15 protein-coding genes are annotated in these 16,346 nt (G+C 65.7%); 5 read left to right on the plus strand and 10 right to left on the minus strand.

Features of this window, described 5'->3' with window-relative positions; genetic code table 11:
• Positions 1 to 3: 3 nt before the first annotated feature.
• The 5 genes from AC13GF_RS09335 to AC13GF_RS09355 form a co-directional block, all read right to left on the minus strand.
• Entirely contained in the window at positions 4 to 1,608 is a 1,605-nt protein-coding gene (locus AC13GF_RS09335) for a glucoamylase family protein (RefSeq protein ID WP_010486724.1), read from the minus strand.
• Positions 1,609 to 1,856: 248 nt separating this feature from the next.
• The gene (locus AC13GF_RS09340; RefSeq protein ID WP_483004441.1) at positions 1,857 to 4,937 is read right to left on the minus strand and encodes a TonB-dependent receptor; all 3,081 of its coding nucleotides are present in this window, start codon (positions 4,935 to 4,937) and stop codon (positions 1,857 to 1,859) included.
• 76 nt (positions 4,938 to 5,013) lie between these two features.
• The gene (locus AC13GF_RS09345) at positions 5,014 to 6,051 is read right to left on the minus strand and encodes a LacI family DNA-binding transcriptional regulator (RefSeq protein WP_032129774.1); all 1,038 of its coding nucleotides are present in this window, start codon (positions 6,049 to 6,051) and stop codon (positions 5,014 to 5,016) included.
• Between the two features lie 149 nt (positions 6,052 to 6,200).
• A complete protein-coding gene (locus AC13GF_RS09350; protein WP_295557213.1) occupies positions 6,201 to 6,476 on the minus strand; it encodes a BolA family protein in 276 nt (91 codons plus the stop codon).
• Positions 6,473 to 6,772: a YciI family protein gene (locus tag AC13GF_RS09355; protein WP_483004533.1), complete on the minus strand. Its 300-nt coding sequence runs from the start codon at positions 6,770 to 6,772 to the stop codon at positions 6,473 to 6,475. Before AC13GF_RS09355 ends, AC13GF_RS09350 begins: the two co-directional genes overlap by 4 nt.
• A gap of 375 nt (positions 6,773 to 7,147) precedes the next feature.
• Between AC13GF_RS09355 and AC13GF_RS09360 the strand changes: the two genes are divergently transcribed.
• Genes AC13GF_RS09360 through AC13GF_RS09370 form a run of 3 tightly spaced genes read left to right on the plus strand, consistent with a single transcriptional unit; the run spans position 7,148 to position 10,542 of the window.
• Positions 7,148 to 8,053 carry a segregation and condensation protein A gene (locus tag AC13GF_RS09360; protein WP_088026563.1) on the plus strand — a complete coding sequence of 302 codons (906 nt, stop codon included), beginning with the start codon at positions 7,148 to 7,150 and terminating at the stop codon, positions 8,051 to 8,053.
• A gap of 13 nt (positions 8,054 to 8,066) precedes the next feature.
• Positions 8,067 to 8,942 (plus strand): SMC-Scp complex subunit ScpB, encoded by an 876-nt coding sequence (scpB, locus tag AC13GF_RS09365; protein WP_088026564.1) that lies wholly within the window; start codon positions 8,067 to 8,069, stop codon positions 8,940 to 8,942.
• Positions 8,935 to 10,542, plus strand: a complete 1,608-nt coding sequence (locus AC13GF_RS09370) for a pseudouridine synthase (protein WP_483004442.1) — start codon at positions 8,935 to 8,937, stop codon at positions 10,540 to 10,542. Before scpB ends, AC13GF_RS09370 begins: the two co-directional genes overlap by 8 nt.
• A 116-nt stretch (positions 10,543 to 10,658) precedes the next feature.
• On the opposite strand, the gene AC13GF_RS09375 is transcribed toward AC13GF_RS09370, so the two are convergent.
• On the minus strand, positions 10,659 to 11,447 hold the full coding sequence (locus AC13GF_RS09375; protein WP_197584967.1) for an AraC family transcriptional regulator: 789 nt from the start codon (positions 11,445 to 11,447) through the stop codon (positions 10,659 to 10,661).
• A gap of 90 nt (positions 11,448 to 11,537) precedes the next feature.
• On the opposite strand from AC13GF_RS09375, the gene AC13GF_RS09380 reads away from it, so the two are divergent.
• A complete protein-coding gene (locus AC13GF_RS09380) occupies positions 11,538 to 12,665 on the plus strand; it encodes an MFS transporter (protein WP_483004443.1) in 1,128 nt (375 codons plus the stop codon).
• A 113-nt stretch (positions 12,666 to 12,778) separates the two neighbouring features.
• Here the strand turns inward: AC13GF_RS09380 and AC13GF_RS09385 are convergent, their stop codons facing one another.
• Positions 12,779 to 13,186, minus strand: a complete 408-nt coding sequence (locus AC13GF_RS09385) for a hypothetical protein (protein WP_010486702.1) — start codon at positions 13,184 to 13,186, stop codon at positions 12,779 to 12,781.
• 354 nt (positions 13,187 to 13,540) lie between these two features.
• Here AC13GF_RS09385 and AC13GF_RS09390 point away from each other — a divergent pair, with 354 nt between their 5' ends.
• Positions 13,541 to 13,834 (plus strand): hypothetical protein, encoded by a 294-nt coding sequence (locus tag AC13GF_RS09390; RefSeq protein WP_483004444.1) that lies wholly within the window; start codon positions 13,541 to 13,543, stop codon positions 13,832 to 13,834.
• On the opposite strand, the gene AC13GF_RS09395 is transcribed toward AC13GF_RS09390, so the two are convergent.
• The 3 genes from AC13GF_RS09395 to AC13GF_RS09405 all read right to left on the minus strand — a co-directional run bounded on the left by AC13GF_RS09395 (position 13,821) and on the right by AC13GF_RS09405 (position 16,328).
• On the minus strand, positions 13,821 to 14,255 hold the full coding sequence (locus AC13GF_RS09395) for a hypothetical protein (protein ID WP_032129781.1): 435 nt from the start codon (positions 14,253 to 14,255) through the stop codon (positions 13,821 to 13,823). The genes AC13GF_RS09390 and AC13GF_RS09395 overlap by 14 nt on opposite strands.
• 103 nt (positions 14,256 to 14,358) lie before the next feature.
• On the minus strand, positions 14,359 to 15,165 hold the full coding sequence (locus AC13GF_RS09400) for an amidohydrolase (protein ID WP_483004445.1): 807 nt from the start codon (positions 15,163 to 15,165) through the stop codon (positions 14,359 to 14,361).
• Between the two features lie 14 nt (positions 15,166 to 15,179).
• Positions 15,180 to 16,328: a pyridoxal phosphate-dependent aminotransferase gene (locus AC13GF_RS09405; protein ID WP_005410338.1), complete on the minus strand. Its 1,149-nt coding sequence runs from the start codon at positions 16,326 to 16,328 to the stop codon at positions 15,180 to 15,182.
• Positions 16,329 to 16,346 lie beyond the last annotated feature (18 nt).

The raw sequence follows: 16,346 nt of genomic DNA on the forward strand, positions 1-16,346 counted from the left end.
GGGTTACTTGCCCTGGCCTGTGGTGCGGTTGGCATTGTTCTTCTGTTCCTGCGCGGCAGCCGCGCGTGATTCGGCGATACCCACCGCGCGTGCCGCCGCGGCCTTTTCGTCTTTCTGCAGTTCCAGCGGCTGGAACGAACCTTCCGGTGCCAGCCAGCCACCACTGAACCCGGCCCGTTCCAGGCCCTTGCGGATGTACGGGTTCTTCTTCATCACTTCCCAGACGAAATCATCGCGGTAGTTGGCGATCATGGTCAGGATCGGGCCCTGGTCGATGGCGATGTAATCGCTGGCGACCCAGCCGCGATCTGGCACCAGGCGGCCGGTCTTGATCGGGATGTCGTAGTTGAAGCTGGGGTTGAATGAATCCAGGAAGCCGTAGCTGGAGTAGATGTAATCGCCAAAGCGCTTGTGCATCTCCAGCGTGGCCGGGATCACCTGTTCCGGCGCGAACACCACCGAGGCAATCGCAGCGGTCGGAGCGATGGTGCCGTCATCGAAGTTCTCGCGCAGGCCTGCACCGCGCGAAGAGTAGTGGCGGAACTGGCGCTGCTCGCCACGATAGTCCTGGGTGGTGTTCTGCGGCCCATCACTGGCGGTCAGGCCCCACACATTTTCGCCGTACTCCTTCCATTGCATCGGATTGGCGATGGCGTACTCGCGCTGGGCCAGGGCAGCCGAGCGGCTGTTGAGGAAGTAGGTGCTGCCGCGCTCGCGCATGTACGCGTCCTGGATGTCGCGGAAGTCGATCCAGACGTGGCTGTACTGGTGACCGAACAGCGGGCCGAAGGACAGGTATTCCTGGCCCTGGTAGACGCCCCAGTCGTTGTCATAGGTGCGCGTCCACACGGTCCACGCATCCGGGCTGACCGGGTGCGTCGGCGAACCCAGGGCAAGGATGTAGACCATCATCGCCTCGTTGTAGCCCATCCAGTCGTGGTCGATGAAGCCGCTCTCCGGGAACCAGCCCATCGAGATCAGCGGCGCACGCTGCTGCAGCCACGGCCAGTCGACCTTCTTGTACAACGTGTCGGCGATCTGGCGGATTTCCTTCTCGCGCGGATCGTCGCCGTCGTAGTACGACTGCGCGAACAGTACGCCCATCATCAGCAGCGCGGTATCGACCGAGGACAGTTCAACCCAGCTGTCGTAGCGACGCCCTTCCTGCATGTCCAGGAAGTGGTAGTAGAAGCCCTTGTAGCCGGCCTTGCCGGTGCGCTGCGGGCCCATCGGCACGTCGCGGAAGAACTTCAGCGTGGTCAGGGTGCGGTCGATCGCCTGGTTGCGGCTGACCCAGCCGTTCTCGATGCCGATCGGGTACGCGGTCAGTGCGAAGCCGACCGAGGCGATGCTGGCGAACGGCCGCGATGGATAGCGGTCCGGGGTCAGGCCATTGATCTCGTTGGTGGTATCCCAGAAGAACTGGAAGGTACGCCGCTCGATGTCATCGAACAGCGGCGGCAGCACCGGCTTCATCGGCCGCGGCGGTGCGTCGGCCTCGATCAGGATCACCGGCGGCCGCGGCTTGGCAGGTTCCTGCTGGGCCGGCTGGCAGGCGGCCACGGCCAGGCTCAACGCTGCGGCGGACAACAGATGGCGTGCCTGCATGGCGCGATTTCTCCGGTGGTCTGATCGATGGGAAAGCATACCGTCCAATGATCTGAAATCGTTTACAAGATGCGTTCTGAAAAAACCACGAAAAACGTGGTTTGACACCGCGATCATTGCCCATGCCGCTGCCGCCTGGCCGGCAGCGGCATGGGCAATGGACCGGCACAGGGCCGGCCATTGCCGTTTTCACGCAGCCGATGCCGCCGGCGGAGCGGCGGCAACGGGTCGTGCATCTACATCCGGGCTTAGAAGCGGAAGCCCACTTCGGCCTTGATCTGGCGCGGAGTACCAATGATGTCGCCGGTCTCGTTGTAGCTGACCAGCAGCTTGCCGTCGCTCTTCACGTAGTTCAGCTTGGAGAAGTTGTCGAAGTTGAGCACGTTGATGATGTCGATGCGAGCATACAGCTCGGTATCGCCGGCCAGCTTGAAGGTCTTGGTCGCCTGCAGGTCCAGCGAGCGGTAGCCGAAGATCTTGCCGCCGAGCAGGAAGTGGCCATTGCCCGACGGTGTGCCAGCAGCCGGGGTCGGCATGCAGTTCGAATTGCCGGCCTGCGCGATGCAGGACCAGTCATTACCCGGGGTCGGCGTGGCCAGGGTCAGCTTGCCACCAAAAGTGATGCCCCAGAAGCCGTCATACGAGCCGGTGACCACCAGGCGGTGACGCGGCGCACCGTTGGACTTGATGGTCGGGTATTCACCGATGGTGCCGCGATCGAACGAATAGTGCTCGTTGATGTTGCGGTTGTGGCGCGCATTGGTCCAGGTATAGGCAATCGAGGTGCCCCAGCCGCTCTCCTTGCTATACGGCTTCTGCGCCGACAGCAGGATCTGGGTGGAGCGGGTCTTGATGCCCTGCTGGCCGATGATCAGGCTGCCGAAGCCCGGGATGCTGCAGCCCCACGGCTGACCGTAGGTCGGCTCGTCAGCGCCGCACAGCATCTGGTTGTCGAAGAAATTGCCGTTGTTGAAGCGGTTGCCCAGCGTGTAAGCGAAGCCATCGTAGGTCAGCGTGCGTGAAATCGTGGCATCGGTCAGCCACTCGCCGATCTGGTTGCTCATGCCGAGGCTGAACTGGTCGGAGTACGGCACCTTCATGTTGTTGTTCAGCAGATCGACTTCCATGCCTTCATTGCTGGTGGAACCCAGCAGTGCCTGCACGTTCTCGATGCCGTTCATCAGGCTCGGATTCCAGTCAAAGCACGGGGTCTGTCCGTACATGCAGCTGCCGGTGGCCGGGTTGCGGAAGAACACGGTCGGCTGCGGCAGTGCCAGCTTCGTGGTTTCCAGTGCCAGGTTGTCGAACAGGTCGCGATCATAGGACCGGCCGGCGCCACCATGGAACACGTGCTGCTCATCGGCGTTTACGTCATACGAGAAGCCCAGGCGCGGCTGCCAGGCATTCTTGAAATTCTTGCGATTGTGGCCGGTGCTGATGTAGTCGTTGACGTTCAAGCCACTGAGCGCCAGCGTCTGCGCATAGGTCTGGCCCGGAGGCGCATGCCTGTCCTGCGAGAACAATGCGTTCACAACCTCCGGCGGGGTCACGAAATCGGTATAGACCGGGTTCTTTTCGTAATCCCAGCGCAGGCCGATGTTCAGCTGCAGATGATCGTTGACCTGCCAGTCATCCTGGATGAACAGACCAATCTGCTTGACCTTGGCGCGCACCTCGGACTGCACGCCGGTGACACCAGTACTGGCCTTGGTGAACTGAGCCTTGTAAGGGGTACCGGAGGGGAAGGCAGGGTTGTCGATGGTGTAGAAGAACTGCGGATTGATCTGCGCCGCATCCGAAGCGTACAGATCAATCTGCTTGTACTTGGCGCCCATCTTGATGGTGTGGTCGCCGGCCCACTGCAGGCCGTCCAGGGTCAGGTTGTCCTCGATCGCCCAGCCCTTCTGGCCCTTCACCTGAGAGGCGAACGCATCGGCTGCGCCGATCTGGACGAGGGTCTTTTCCTGCGGGGTGTTCCGGTTCTTGTCACCAAAGTCCGGCGCGGTGTAGACGATACCGTTGCCGTAGGTCAGCGGCAGCGGATTATTGAACGCCTCTTCATGGGTGACCATCAGCTCGTTGTAGAACCGCTCGCCGCTGTGGTTCCAGCGCAGGGCGTAGCGGCGGTCGGTGTTGTCCACCACCTTGCCGTGCACCTTGGCGGTCTGGTCACTGAACTGCTGCTGGGTTTCGTCGCGGTCCTGGAAGGTCAGTTCGATACGATCGTTGTCGGTCGGCTCGAAGTCGATCTTGGCGAAGATCAGGTCCTGCTGGAACGGCTGGCTGGCCGGGCCGAGACCCGCGAGACCCTCGGCGGGCAGTTTGGCGGCCGCCGGGCTCACCGCACCATCCGGCGCGATGGTCACCGGCAGGTCGAAGCGCTTGGCTTCATAGGTGACGAAGAAGTGGGCCTTGTCCTTGATGATCGGGCCACCCAGCGCGAAGCCGTACTCCTTCTCGGCCGAGTCTTCCTTGCGCTTGCCCGGCTGGCGTTCGGCCGGGGTCATCGCACGCATGCTCTCGTTGGTATAACGGTAGAAGGTCTCACCCTTGAACTCGTTGGTACCGGACTTGGTCGCAGCGGTGATCGCGGCGCTGGACACCTGGCCGTACTCGGCCTTGTAGTTGCCGGTAATGACCTTGTACTCACCGATGGCCAGCTGCGGGAACGGATTGCCCGCGCTGCCGGACTGGCCGGAAATGCCGCCGCCCTTGACGTAGCTCTTCTGGCCCACGCCATCGATGTAGACGTTGGTGCCGTCGGAGTTGGTGGCACCGCCACGCAGCGAGGTGTTGCCCTTGGCATCGCGGGTGAAGATCATGCCCGGCACCGCGTCGGCGAACTCCAGGAAGTTGCGCGAGACCTGCGGGGTGGTCTGGATCTGCTGCAGGCTGACGGTCTTGCCGACTTCGGACGTGCGCACTTCCTGCAGCAGGGTCGGCGCGACAACGTTGACGGTGTCCAGGTTGGTGGCCGCGGTCGAACCCGGGGTGCTGCTGGCAGCGCCGGCAAAGTTCAGCGTAGCGGTCGAGGCCACGGTGACGGTGACCTTCTGCGACTGGCCGTTGGCGACCACGTCATAGGTGCCCGGATCCAGGCCCATCAGCGAGTAGCTGCCGTCGGCGCGGACGGTGCCGCGACGGACGGTGCCGGTGGCGACGTTGGTGGCGGTCACTTCGGCGCCGGCCTGGGCGCCGGAAACCTGGCCGCGCAGGCTGGCATTGGCCGACTGCGCCATGACGTTCGGAGCGGCGGCCAGCATCAGGCAGCTGACCAGTGCGGTGCTCAGCAGCCGGCGCGCCGGCGTGCGGAAGGTGGTGTGCATCATCAACTCAATCTCCGGGTGGCGGTAACCGCTCGCGCGGTACCTGCGATCAATCAAAAAAGAAGGAACGCCTCTGGCTTCAATGGCCCGATGGCGGAGTGGTGGAATCGCGAACTATCAAGCGGGGAACCAGGGTCTGCTTGTCCCCTGTCCCGTCCGTGGAGGTGCCGTCCATCAACTGCAGCAGGCGCGTCATGGCCCGGTCGCCGAGCTCGGCGATGCTGACCTGCATGGTGGTCAGCGACGGGTGGACGAAACGCGCCAGTGGAATGTCATCGAAACCCGCCAGGGCGACATCGGTCGGAACACGGACACCGGCCTGCGTGAATGCATACAGGCATCCCAGGGCCATCATGTCGTTGGCGGCGAACACGGCATCAGGCAGCGCTCCGGCTGCCAGCAACTCCTGACCGGCGCGATGACCGGAAGCTTCGTCGAAATCACCGGGCAGCTCGATGCCCTCGGCGCCACCGCCAAAAGCCGCCAGCGCGTCACGGAAGCCGCGCAGGCGCTCGCGCGCGTCGAAGTTGAGATCCGGGCCAGAAATGAAAGCGATGCGACGGTGGCCGGCGTCGAGCAGATGGCGGGTCATCGCCATCGCACCGGCATGGTCGTCGATGCTCAGCACCGGGTGGTCCTGCCCGGGCAGATAGGTGTTGATCAACACCGTCGGCAACGACTGTGGCAGGTTGTCGGTCAGGAAACCGGGGCTCTCGGCATAGGGTGAGAGCACCAGCAGGCCGTCGACGCGGCCGCGCATGGCGCGCAGGGCCGCGCCCTGCTGCTCCTGGTCACCGTGGTAGCTGGACACCAGCAGGTGCTGGCGGCGGCTACGGGCGACGTTGTCGATGCCACGCATCAGCTCGGAGAAGAATTCGCCGTACAGGTCCGGCAGCACCACGCCCACCGTATTGGTGCGGCGGCTGCTCAGGCTGCGGGCGGCGGCGTGCGGGGTGTAACGCAGCCGTGCGGCCACCTCCAGCACAAGCTGGCGGACCGGTTCGGCGACATTTTCATGCCCGTTGAGCGCGCGGGAAACCGTGGCCACGGAGACCCGGGCTTCGCGAGCGACGTCTTTGATTGTGATAGCTGCTTTGTTCACGAAGCCGCCCTCCACGGCTTGGACCTACCAGCATTGGCGCGGAATGTAAGCGTTTCCATCTGGGCTTGTAAACAGTCCGTTAGGCGAATGTCCCGAAATGGACATGGAAATCTGTCTGCAGCGAGCCCCCGCAGGGACCCGCCAGGACAGCGTGGGACAAGGGCTCAGCCCTGTTCTGACGGGGTCTGCGCGCGGATGGACAACGCGTGGATATCGGTCTCCATCATCGCCCCCAGCGCGGCGTACACCGCGCGATGCCGGGCCAGCGGGCCCAATCCGGCGAAGCGTTCACTGACCACATGCACGTTGAAATGGCCGCGGCCATCGCGCGCACCGGCATGACCGGCGTGGCGATGGCTGTCGTCTTCGATCTCGAGCACGCTCGGCGCCAGTGCATGCTGCAGCGCATCACGCATTCGCGAGATCCGTTCCGCGTTCACGGCAACACCTTGCGGAACGGTCGCACCTGCACGCGGGTGTAGACGCCGGCGGCCACGTACGGGTCGGCGTCGGCCCAGGCCTGGGCCTGCAGCAGCGACTCGAACTGCGCGATCACCACCGAACCGCTGAAACCGGCCGGGCCCGGGTCTTCACTGTCCACCGCCGGGCACGGGCCGGCCATCAGCAGGCGTCCCTCGTCGCGCAGCGCGTGCAACCGCGCCAGGTGTTCCGGCCGCGCCTGCAGCCGCTGCGCCAGCACATCCTGGCCGTCATACCCTTCGATCACATACCACACCGGCATTTCCTCGCTTGCGTTGTCGGGTCCGCAGATTCTAGCCAATGCGGCCCCTGCCCCGGCCCGGCTGGACACTGGCGCAACAAAGGCTTACCCTAGACTCCATTGCACGTGGCTGGATGCAGCAGCCCGTCGGTTTTTGCGGCCAACGCAGCCCCCGACGACCGTCCCGCTGCTTCAAACCGGTCCACCTGGCCGGGCCACGTAGACGACCTCCCCGTAGTTCCGTCGCTGCCGTTTCCTGCGGCGCGTCCTGCTGTTTGATATGTGTGGAATCGCGCCGATCCCGGCGTGTCTGGTGCCCTGGGGCTCCGTGGCGTTGGCCCGGCGAACCCGGTGCCGCGACTGGTCCGTTGCAATCCTGATGTCCATTAGATGACTTCCGAACTCGCGCTCGACGCGAACCCGCCAACCCGGCCGCCCGCCCCACAGCAGCAGGAAATGCCGCTGGCCGTGGTGCATGGGCAACCGGTCCTGCAGATTCCGCAGGACCTGTACATTCCGCCGGACGCGCTGGAAGTCATCCTGGATGCCTTCGAAGGCCCGCTGGACCTGCTGCTGTACCTGATCCGCCGCCAGAACCTGGATGTCCTGGACATTCCCGTTGCCGAGATCACCCGGCAGTACGTGGAATACATCACCGTGATGCGCGAGCTGCGTTTCGAACTGGCCGCCGAGTACCTGGTGATGGCCGCGATCCTGGCCGAGGTGAAGTCGCGCATGCTGCTGCCGCGCCCGGTCAGCGAGGAAGGCGATGAGGCCGACCCGCGCGCCGAGCTGGTGCGCCGGCTGCAGGAGTACGAACGCTTCAAGCAGGCCGCCGAGGACATCGACGCCCTGCCCCGCCAGGACCGCGACACCAGCCTGGCCCACGCCTTCATGCCCGAACGCGCTGCGGTGAAGCTGCCGCCGCCGGTGGACCTGAAGGAGATGCTGCTGGCGCTGCACGACGTGCTCAAGCGCGCCGAGCTGTTCAGCGGTCACGCCATCAAGCGTGAGGCACTGAGCGTGCGGCAACGCATGGGCGAAGTGCTGGGACGCCTGGAAGATGGCAAGTTCTATCGTTTTGAAGGGTTGTTCACGGCGGAAGAAGGCAAGCTGGGTGTGCTGGTCACGTTCCTGGCGGTGCTGGAGCTGGCCAAGGAACAGCTGCTGGACATCGTCCAGGAAGAACCGCTGGCGCCGATCTACGTGAAATCGCTGGCCGCCGGCAACACCAATGCCCCGCTGCAGTTCAGCAGCGAATTCGACGACAACGACGCCGCCAATGCAGACGAGTGAGCGCTGACTGCCGATGGATCAATTGCTGATCAACCGCATTGTCGAGGGTGCCCTGCTGGCCTCCAGCCAGCCGCTCACCCTGGCCCAGCTGAAGGACCTGTTCCCGGAAGAGGAACCGGCACCGCCGGGCAGTATCGAACGCGCACTGGAACGCCTGCGCGAAGCCTGCGAAGGGCGCGGCGTGGAACTGGTCGAGGTCGCCTCCGGCTTCCGCTACCAGGTCACCGGCGAAGTGCATGGCTGGATCAGCCGGCTGTGGACCGAACGCAAGACCCGTTACACCCGCGCCACCCTGGAAACCCTGGCGCTGATCGCCTACCGGCAGCCGATCACCCGCGGCGAGATCGAGCAGGTGCGCGGCGTAGCGGTCAGCAGCAACATCATCCAGGCGCTGGAAGAACGCGAATGGATCCGCGTGGTCGGCCACCGCGATGTGCCCGGCAAGCCGGCGCTGTTTGGCACCACCAAGGGCTTTCTGGATTATTTCGGCCTGAAGCGATTGGATGAGCTGCCACCATTGTCGGAACTGAAGGACCTGGGCGAGCTGGAACCCCAGCTGTCCCTGGACCGCGATGCACCGGCAGCGGCAAGCGCCGACGGTCCTGACATCTCGGCCGGCGACGAAGGCGCTGCCGCGAACGATGACGCCGGCCTGGCCGGCAGTGACACCCCCGATTCCGCCGATGCAGCCCCTGCGTCGGCCTCCGATGAGCAAGCACCTTCGCCCCTCGATGATGGGCACCCCGATTCCGCGCCGGGCGAGCGCGCGGTGCCAGTGAACGAACGCGAAGACAACGCCGTCGCGATGACGACCGTGGCTGTTGACCAAGCCGATTCCGAACCAGAGGCCGACCTCGAAACCGTCGGCCGGAGCAAAACTGATGAGTGACACCCCCCGTAACAAGCTCTCGCTGAAGCGCGAAGCCACCTCCGAACAGTTCAAGCTGGAAGAGCGCCTGCACAAGGTGCTGGCCCAGGCCGGCCTCGGCTCGCGCCGCGCGCTGGAACAGCGCATCGCCGAAGGCCTGGTCAAGGTCAACGGTGAAGTCGCGCAGACCGGCATGTCGGTCAAGAGCGGCGACAAGATCGAGCTGGACGGCCGCGGCTTCGTCGCCACCGCCCTGGCCGAGCCTTCGCGCGTGCTGGTCTACAACAAGCCGGAAGGCGAAGTGACCACCCGCGATGATCCGGAAGGCCGCCCGACCGTGTTCGAGTCGCTGCCGCCGCTGAAGGGCGCGCGCTGGATCGCGATCGGCCGCCTGGACATCAACACCACCGGCCTGCTGCTGGCCACCACCGACGGTGAGCTGGCCAACGCCATGATGCACCCGTCGTTCGAGGTCGAGCGCGAATACGTGGTGCGCGTGCGTGCGCCGGAAGGCGAGGAAAAGGTTTCCGACGCCATCGTCGACCGCCTCACCCGTGGCGTCGCGCTGGAAGACGGCCCGGCCAAGTTCGACGAGATCGAACGCATCGGCGGCACCGATTCGCACGACTGGTTCCGCGTCGTGGTGAAGGAAGGCCGCAACCGCGAAGTGCGCCGCCTGTGGGAATCGCAGGGCTGCCAGGTCAGCCGCCTGAAGCGCACCCGCTATGGCAAGGTGAGCCTGCCGCGCGAACTGGCCCGTGGCCACTCGGTGGAACTGGGCACCACGCAGGTTGAAGCCCTGCGCGCGCAGCTGAAGCTGGAAGAAGGCGCACCGTCGGCACTGACGCTGCAGCCGGTGATCGGCCAGCGCCGCGCCGCCAAGACCACCGTGCGCGTGCGCGAAGGTGGCCGCGGCAACGCCTACGTCAACGGCCACAACACCGCTGACGAAGGCCGCGAGCTGCGTCGCTTCGACAACGTGCGCGAAGACCGCGGCCGTGGCCGCGGTGGCAAGGGCGGCGGCTTCAAGGGTGGCCTGACGGTCAGCGGTGAAGCGGCAGCCAAGCAGTCGCAGAAGCCGTTCAAGCAGCGCGCCCAGAAGAACGATCGTTCGCTGCCGGAAGGCAACCCGGCCGCATTCCGTACCTGGTACGTGCCGGATGGCGTGAGCACCGGCCCGAGCGGCCATCGCAATGCCGGTCCGGGGGCACGTGGCCCGGGTGCCCGTGGTCCGGGTGCAGGCGGCCAGGGCCGTCCGTACGGCAAGCCGAAGGGTCCGGGTGCTGGCGCCGGTGGCGGCCAGGGCCGTGGCGGTTTCGGCGGTGAAGGCCGTGGTGGCGCAGGCGGCCAGGGTCGTCCGGCCGGTGCGGGCAACCGCTCGCAGGGCCAGGGCAACAAGCATCCGTACGGCCATCCGGGCAATGCCCCGAGCTTCCCGTCCGACCACGCCACTCCGGGCTTCAACCCGTATGGCAGCCCGAAGCCGGCGCAGGGTGCCCGTCCGGGCGGTCGCGGTCCGGGCGGTGGCAACCGTGGTCCGGGTGGCAACCGTGGCCCAGGTGGCCCCGGCGGCAACCGCGGTCCGGGTGGCCCGCGCCGCAGCGGCCCGCGCGGCGGCTGATCAGCGGCCCGACTGAAATGAAAAACCCCGGCTCCGGCCGGGGTTTTTCTTTAGAAAGGGGACGGAGGGGATTAAGTCGTTTTTGCCACGGTTTGTATCGAAGGGGCGAAAGCGACTTAATCCCCTCCGTCCCCTTTTGCGTGGCGCTGGAAAGCGGCGGGTGTGGTGCCGGTCATGCTGCGGAAGAAGGCGATGAACGGGCTCTCGGCGGAGAAGCCGGTGTCCTGCGCCACATGCGCGACGCGATGGCCCAGCAGCAGCAACTCCATGGCCCGCATCAGGCGCCATTGCTGGCGCCAGGCCTGATAGCTCATGCCGGTATCACGTTGCATCAACCGGCCGACGGTACGCGCGCTCAGGCCCGTGCGCGCGGCCAGCTCCCCCAGTTCAGGCGGCAGCTGTTCGGCCAGCGGCAGGCAACGTGCGATCCGCGGATCACGCGGCAGAGGCAGGTCCATCGGCGCCACCGGTGCAGCGGCGATTTCCAGCACGCACAACGCCAGTTGATGGTGTGCGCGCGGCGACTGCCAGTCATGGTCGAACGGCGCCTGCGCGATCGGCTCCAGCAAGGCCTGCAGCAGCGGGCCTACGCCAATGATCGCCGGCTGCCGGGGCAGCTGGGCCGACAGGGTGGCGTCGAAGTACAACGAACGGTAGTCGACCGCCTGCCGCATCTGCGCGCGATGGCGCAGCCCACCCGGAATCCACGCGGCGCGCGCGGGCGGCAGCAGGCTGATGCGATCACCGTAGGTCAGGCGCGTACAGCCCTGCCGGGTGTACAGCAGCTGCGCGCGTGCGTGCTGGTGCCAACCCGAGTCGTGATCCGCCAGTGAGGCCGCGATCCCCAGCACCGGAGCGCTCCAGGCATCGGCGTCGAAGTGCGCATCCGGCTGCAACCAGGCCATGTCTGATTTCATATATTTGATGACAGGATAGACAGGGTGCGCCATTGCGGACGCGACCACAATGCGCGGCCCTGTTCCTGGAGCGCCCGCATGTCGCGCCGCCTGTTGCTGCTCACCATTGCACTGCTGATGTTTCCGCAGTTGGCACAGACCCTGTACAGCCCGGCCCTGGCCGATCTGGCCGAACGCTTCGCCCTGCCGCCGAGTGCCGCCAGCCAGGCCATGAGCCTGTACCTGTTCGGCTTCGCTGCAGGCGTGCTGCTGTGGGGGCGCCTGGCCGATCGTACCGGTCGTCGCCCCGCCCTTCTCTGTGGCCTCGGCGTCTTCGCAGTGGCTGCACTGGGCGGGCTGATGGCTGGCAGCTTCGGCCAGGTGCTGCTGGCCCAGGCGTTGGCCGCAGTCGGCGCCGCCGCCGCTTCGGTGGTGACCCAGACCGTGCTGCGCGACCATCTGCAGGGGCCAGCGTTGGCCCAGGCATTCTCCTGGATCGGCATGGCCCTGGCCCTGAGCCCGGCCATCGGTCTTGCACTGGGCACGCTGCTGGTCGCCGCCAATGGCTATGCCGGCGTACAGTCCGGCCTGCTGCTGATAGCTGCCCTGCTGGCAGTGGCATGCCTGGCTGGGCTGCGCGAAAGCCGCCCTGCACAGATCCCGCACACGCCCATGCTGCCGCTGCTGCGGGAACTGCTGCGCGATCGCTGGATCTGGTCACACGCGTTGCTGGTGATGGCCTTCAACGTGGCGATGTACAGCTGGTATGCACTCGGCCCCTTCGTGTTTGCGCGCCTGCACTGGCCAGCCACCTGGTTCGGCGCCAGCGGCGCGGTGCTGGCACTGGGCTCGGCACTGGGCGCGTGGGGCAATGGCCGCCTGCTGCGTGCAGGCGTTGCCGCAACCACGCGCACCCGCATCGCCGCAGGACTGGTCCTGACGGGAGGCCTGCTGGCCGCGCTGCTGCATGATCACCCTGCCCTGGTCGCGGCGATGGTGCCGGTGGTGACGGGCTTCGGCCTTGCCATTCCCAATGTGCTCGGCCAGGCCCTGCGCGGCTATCCACACTGTCTCGGCAGCGCAGGCGCGCTGTTCGGCTTGCTCTACTACCTGTTGATCGGCGCGGCAATGGCGTTGGTCGGCGCAGTGCAGCTGCTGGCACCGACCCTCATCGTGTGTGGCCTGCTGGCCTTGTGGCTGCAGCGGCAGCGGGACCCGGTCAGCTGAAGAGAGGGAAGACCGGGTCGTGGATCACGGCGAAGATGGCCCGCTTCCTGCTGCCAAGTGGGCAGCGGGGCCCCGGGGTCCCTGCCCCGGGGCCTGGATCAGCGATCAGCCGGTTACTGGACGTTGATCACTTCGTCCATCGGCGCGAGGAAGTTGCCAGGACTGTTGCGCGACGCCGAGATCACATAGGTCCCGGGTGTTGCGATGGTCGCGGTGCAATGGCGGATGGGCGTGGTGTTGCCACCGTCGTAATTGTCATTGGTACGGCACAGGAACTGACCATTGGCATAGACCGAGAAATTACTCGTTCCATCCACCTGGCCGCCGCCTGTGATGTAGATTTCCGACGGCGAGCCAGCCACACGCGGCAGGGTGCCGATCTCGAATCTGGCCGTCACCGGATGCGGCAACAGGCTGGGACACGGCACAACGAGTCCGCTGTCAGACAGGCAGACCTCGGCGTGGGCGATGGCGGGCGTGGCGATGAGGGCCACGAGCAGCACGGACGTTCTGAACTCCATTCCAGCGTCTCCAATGATCCCAGCAGAATCGCTGGGACGTCCCTGTTAGGCATTGCGGGGTTACTGCAGAGTCAAGGAAACGTAAATGCACTGCGCGCCCACAGCGTCGGATAGCTGCAGGACCCGCTCTGGGCGGTGCGTTGCACCGCCTCCACTGCGGTTGGCCCCTATCCCTTCCCGATGACTTCATGTCGATGCAGGATGCTCACCGGCGCGCGGCACTTTTCCTGTGCGTCTCGACGTTCACAGCTCATGTTAGGAATTGCTGCAAACACGGAGCATTGTGCGCCACGCCAGGAATTCACATCAGGGCGCTGGCTATCGTGCGCGCTCTCCCGCACAACGCAGATGCCCATGATCACCATCACCGCCGAACAGGCCCGCGCCAACGCCGATGCCGCCAAGCGCCCGATCGAACTGTTCTACCGCGACCTCGACAACGCCATCCAGATCGGCTCGGAAAATGGCCGCCGCTACATCGTGTTCGGCTTCAGCCAGGTGATGGCCAGCGAGCAGCTCGTCGAAGACGTGGTCGCACAGCTGCAGAAGAATGGTTTCGGTGTCGAACGGTTGTTGAGCGATTCCGAACAGCACTACATCCGCATCAGCTGGGGAACTGCCGCGCCGTCGCGCCTCAGCGCCGGCTGAGGGTGAACGCGGTGCCGTCCACGCCCAGATCCCAGCCCTTGCCGGTACCGGACAGGGCCAGCGAGATGTCGCCCTTGGTCATCACCTGCGCGTTGCTGGACTTCACCGCACCGGCATGCGCGCCGACCGAGGCGTACGTACCCAGCAGTTCATTGACGCTGACAGCGCCGGTGAAACTGCCCCGTCCGTTGGTGATCTTCGACTTGCCGACGGTCAGACCGCCGCCCTTCATCTGGATGCGCACCGGCATGCTGGCGCCGTTGCTGCAGGTGACCGTGCCATTGCCGGATGCGGTCTTGTAGATCAGCGACCAGCCGGAGAGGTTGTAGCGCAGCTCGCAATCGAGGTTGCCAGCGGCGTGCGCGGCCGGGGCCAAGGACGCGGCGGACAGGGCCAGCAGCAGGGCGAAGGACGTGTTCATGGCGGGACTTCCAGTTCGGTCGGACTGGCGGCGAATCTAGCAGCGCGCGCGTGCACGTTGAATGCAGGCGCGCGTGCTGGTGCGGCGGCGTTCAGGCCGTCGCTCAGGCCTGCTCGTCCAGGTGGAAGGCATCGGCATCAAGCATGGCCGGGAAACGCGCGCGGTGCGCGGCCAGCGCCTCGGCCGAAATGGTGGTGGTGACCACCTGTTCGCGTTCGCGGATCTCCACCTGCGGCTGGCCGAGGAAATCCAGCACCGCGCTGTCGCCGGCGTAATGCAGCTGGTTGCCATCGACGCCCACGCGATTCACTGCGGCCACGAAGCACAGGTTCTCGATCGCACGCGCGCGCAGCAGTGTCTTCCACGCATAGGCGCGTGCCGACGGCCAGTTGGCAACGAAGATCTGCAGGTCGAAATCCAGCTGCAGCGGACGCTCCACGTTGTAGCGGTTGCGGCAGAACACCGGGAAACGCAGGTCGTAGCAGACCTGCGGATTGATCCGCCAGCCCTTCCATTCCACGCTCAGGCGGTCGCGACCGGCAGCATAGCGCTCGTGCTCGCCGCCGTAACGGAACAGGTGGCGCTTGTCGTAGTACTCCAGGTTGCCATCGGGCGTGGCGAACAGCAGGCGGTTGTAGACGCCTTCGCCATCACGCAACTGCACGCTGCCGATCACCGCTGCGTTCAAGGCCCTGGCCTGTTCGCGCACCCAGGCCACGGTCGGGCCATCCATGCCTTCGGCCTGGGCGATGGCGTCGTTGGAGAAGCCACTGGTGAAGGTCTCCGGCAGGATCACCAGGTCGGTGGTGCCGGCCAGCGGTGCCAGCAACGCACCGTAGTAGGCGCGGTTGCCCGCCGGGTCATGCCAGCGGGTGTCGCCCTGGACAAGGGAAATGCGCAGGTCCTGCATGTCCGTGCCTCCGCTCAGAGCAGGCGCAGGCGTTCGATCGCCGCGTCCATGGTCGCTTCGTTCTTGGCAAAGCACAGCCGCACCAGGCGCTGGCCGGCCGGCGGGTTCTCGTAGAACGGCGACAGCGGGATGGCGGTGACGCCCTTCTCGATGGTCAGCCACTTCACGAACTCATGGTCCGGCAGGTCACTGATGGCCGAGTAGTCGACCAGCTGGAAGTAACCGCCCGGCACCGGCAGCGCCTTCAGGCGGGTGCCTGCCAGCTGCTCGCGGAAGCGGTCGCGCTTGGCCTGGTAGAACGCGCCCAGCTCCAGGTGGTGTTCGGGCTCGTCGCGGATCATCGCGGCGAAGCCGTACTGTGCCGGGCCGAAGCTGGTGAAGGTGTTGTACTGGTGCACCTTGCGGAACTCGGCGGTCAGCGCCGGCGGGGCGATCGCATAACCGATCTTCCAGCCGGTGCAGTGGTAGGTCTTGCCGAAGCTGGAGATGACGAACGCGCGCTCGCGCAGTTCCGGGTAGCGCAGCGCCGATTCGTGGCGACGGCCGTCGTAGATGATGTGTTCGTACACCTCATCGGAAATCAGGTAGATCTGCGTGCCACGCAGCAGCTCGGCCAGTGCCTGCATGTCCTGCGCCGACAGCATCGCGCCGGACGGGTTGTGCGGGGTGTTGACGATCAGCATGCGGGTGCGCGGGGTGATCGCTGCACGCACGCGGTCCCAGTCGACCGCGAAGGTCTGCGGATCCAGCGACACATGCACGGCCTTGGCGCCGGCCAGGTCGATCGCCGGTTCGTAGCAGTCATACGCCGGGTCGAGCACGATCACTTCCTCACCGGCACGCACCACGGCGTGGATGGCGTTGAAGATGGCCTCGGTGCCGCCGCTGGTGACGGTGATCTCGCTGTCCGCATCGACCTGCGCGCCGTAGCAGTCCAGCGCCTTCTGTGCGATGGCCTGGCGCAGCGGCGCCACGCCGGTCATCGGCGGGTACTGGTTCAGCCCGGCGGCCATCGCCCTGGCGGTCTCGTCGATCAGGCGCTGCGGCGCCGAAAAGTCCGGGAAACCCTGGCCCAGGTTGACTGCGCCGTGTTCGGCGGCGAGCTGGGACATCACGGTGAAGATCGTGGTACCGACCTTGGGCAGCTTGGTGTTCGGTTGCATCGGCCTGGGCTGTGGGGG

The sequence above is a fragment of the Stenotrophomonas sp. 22LJNL06-5-1 genome, from assembly GCF_056861455.1.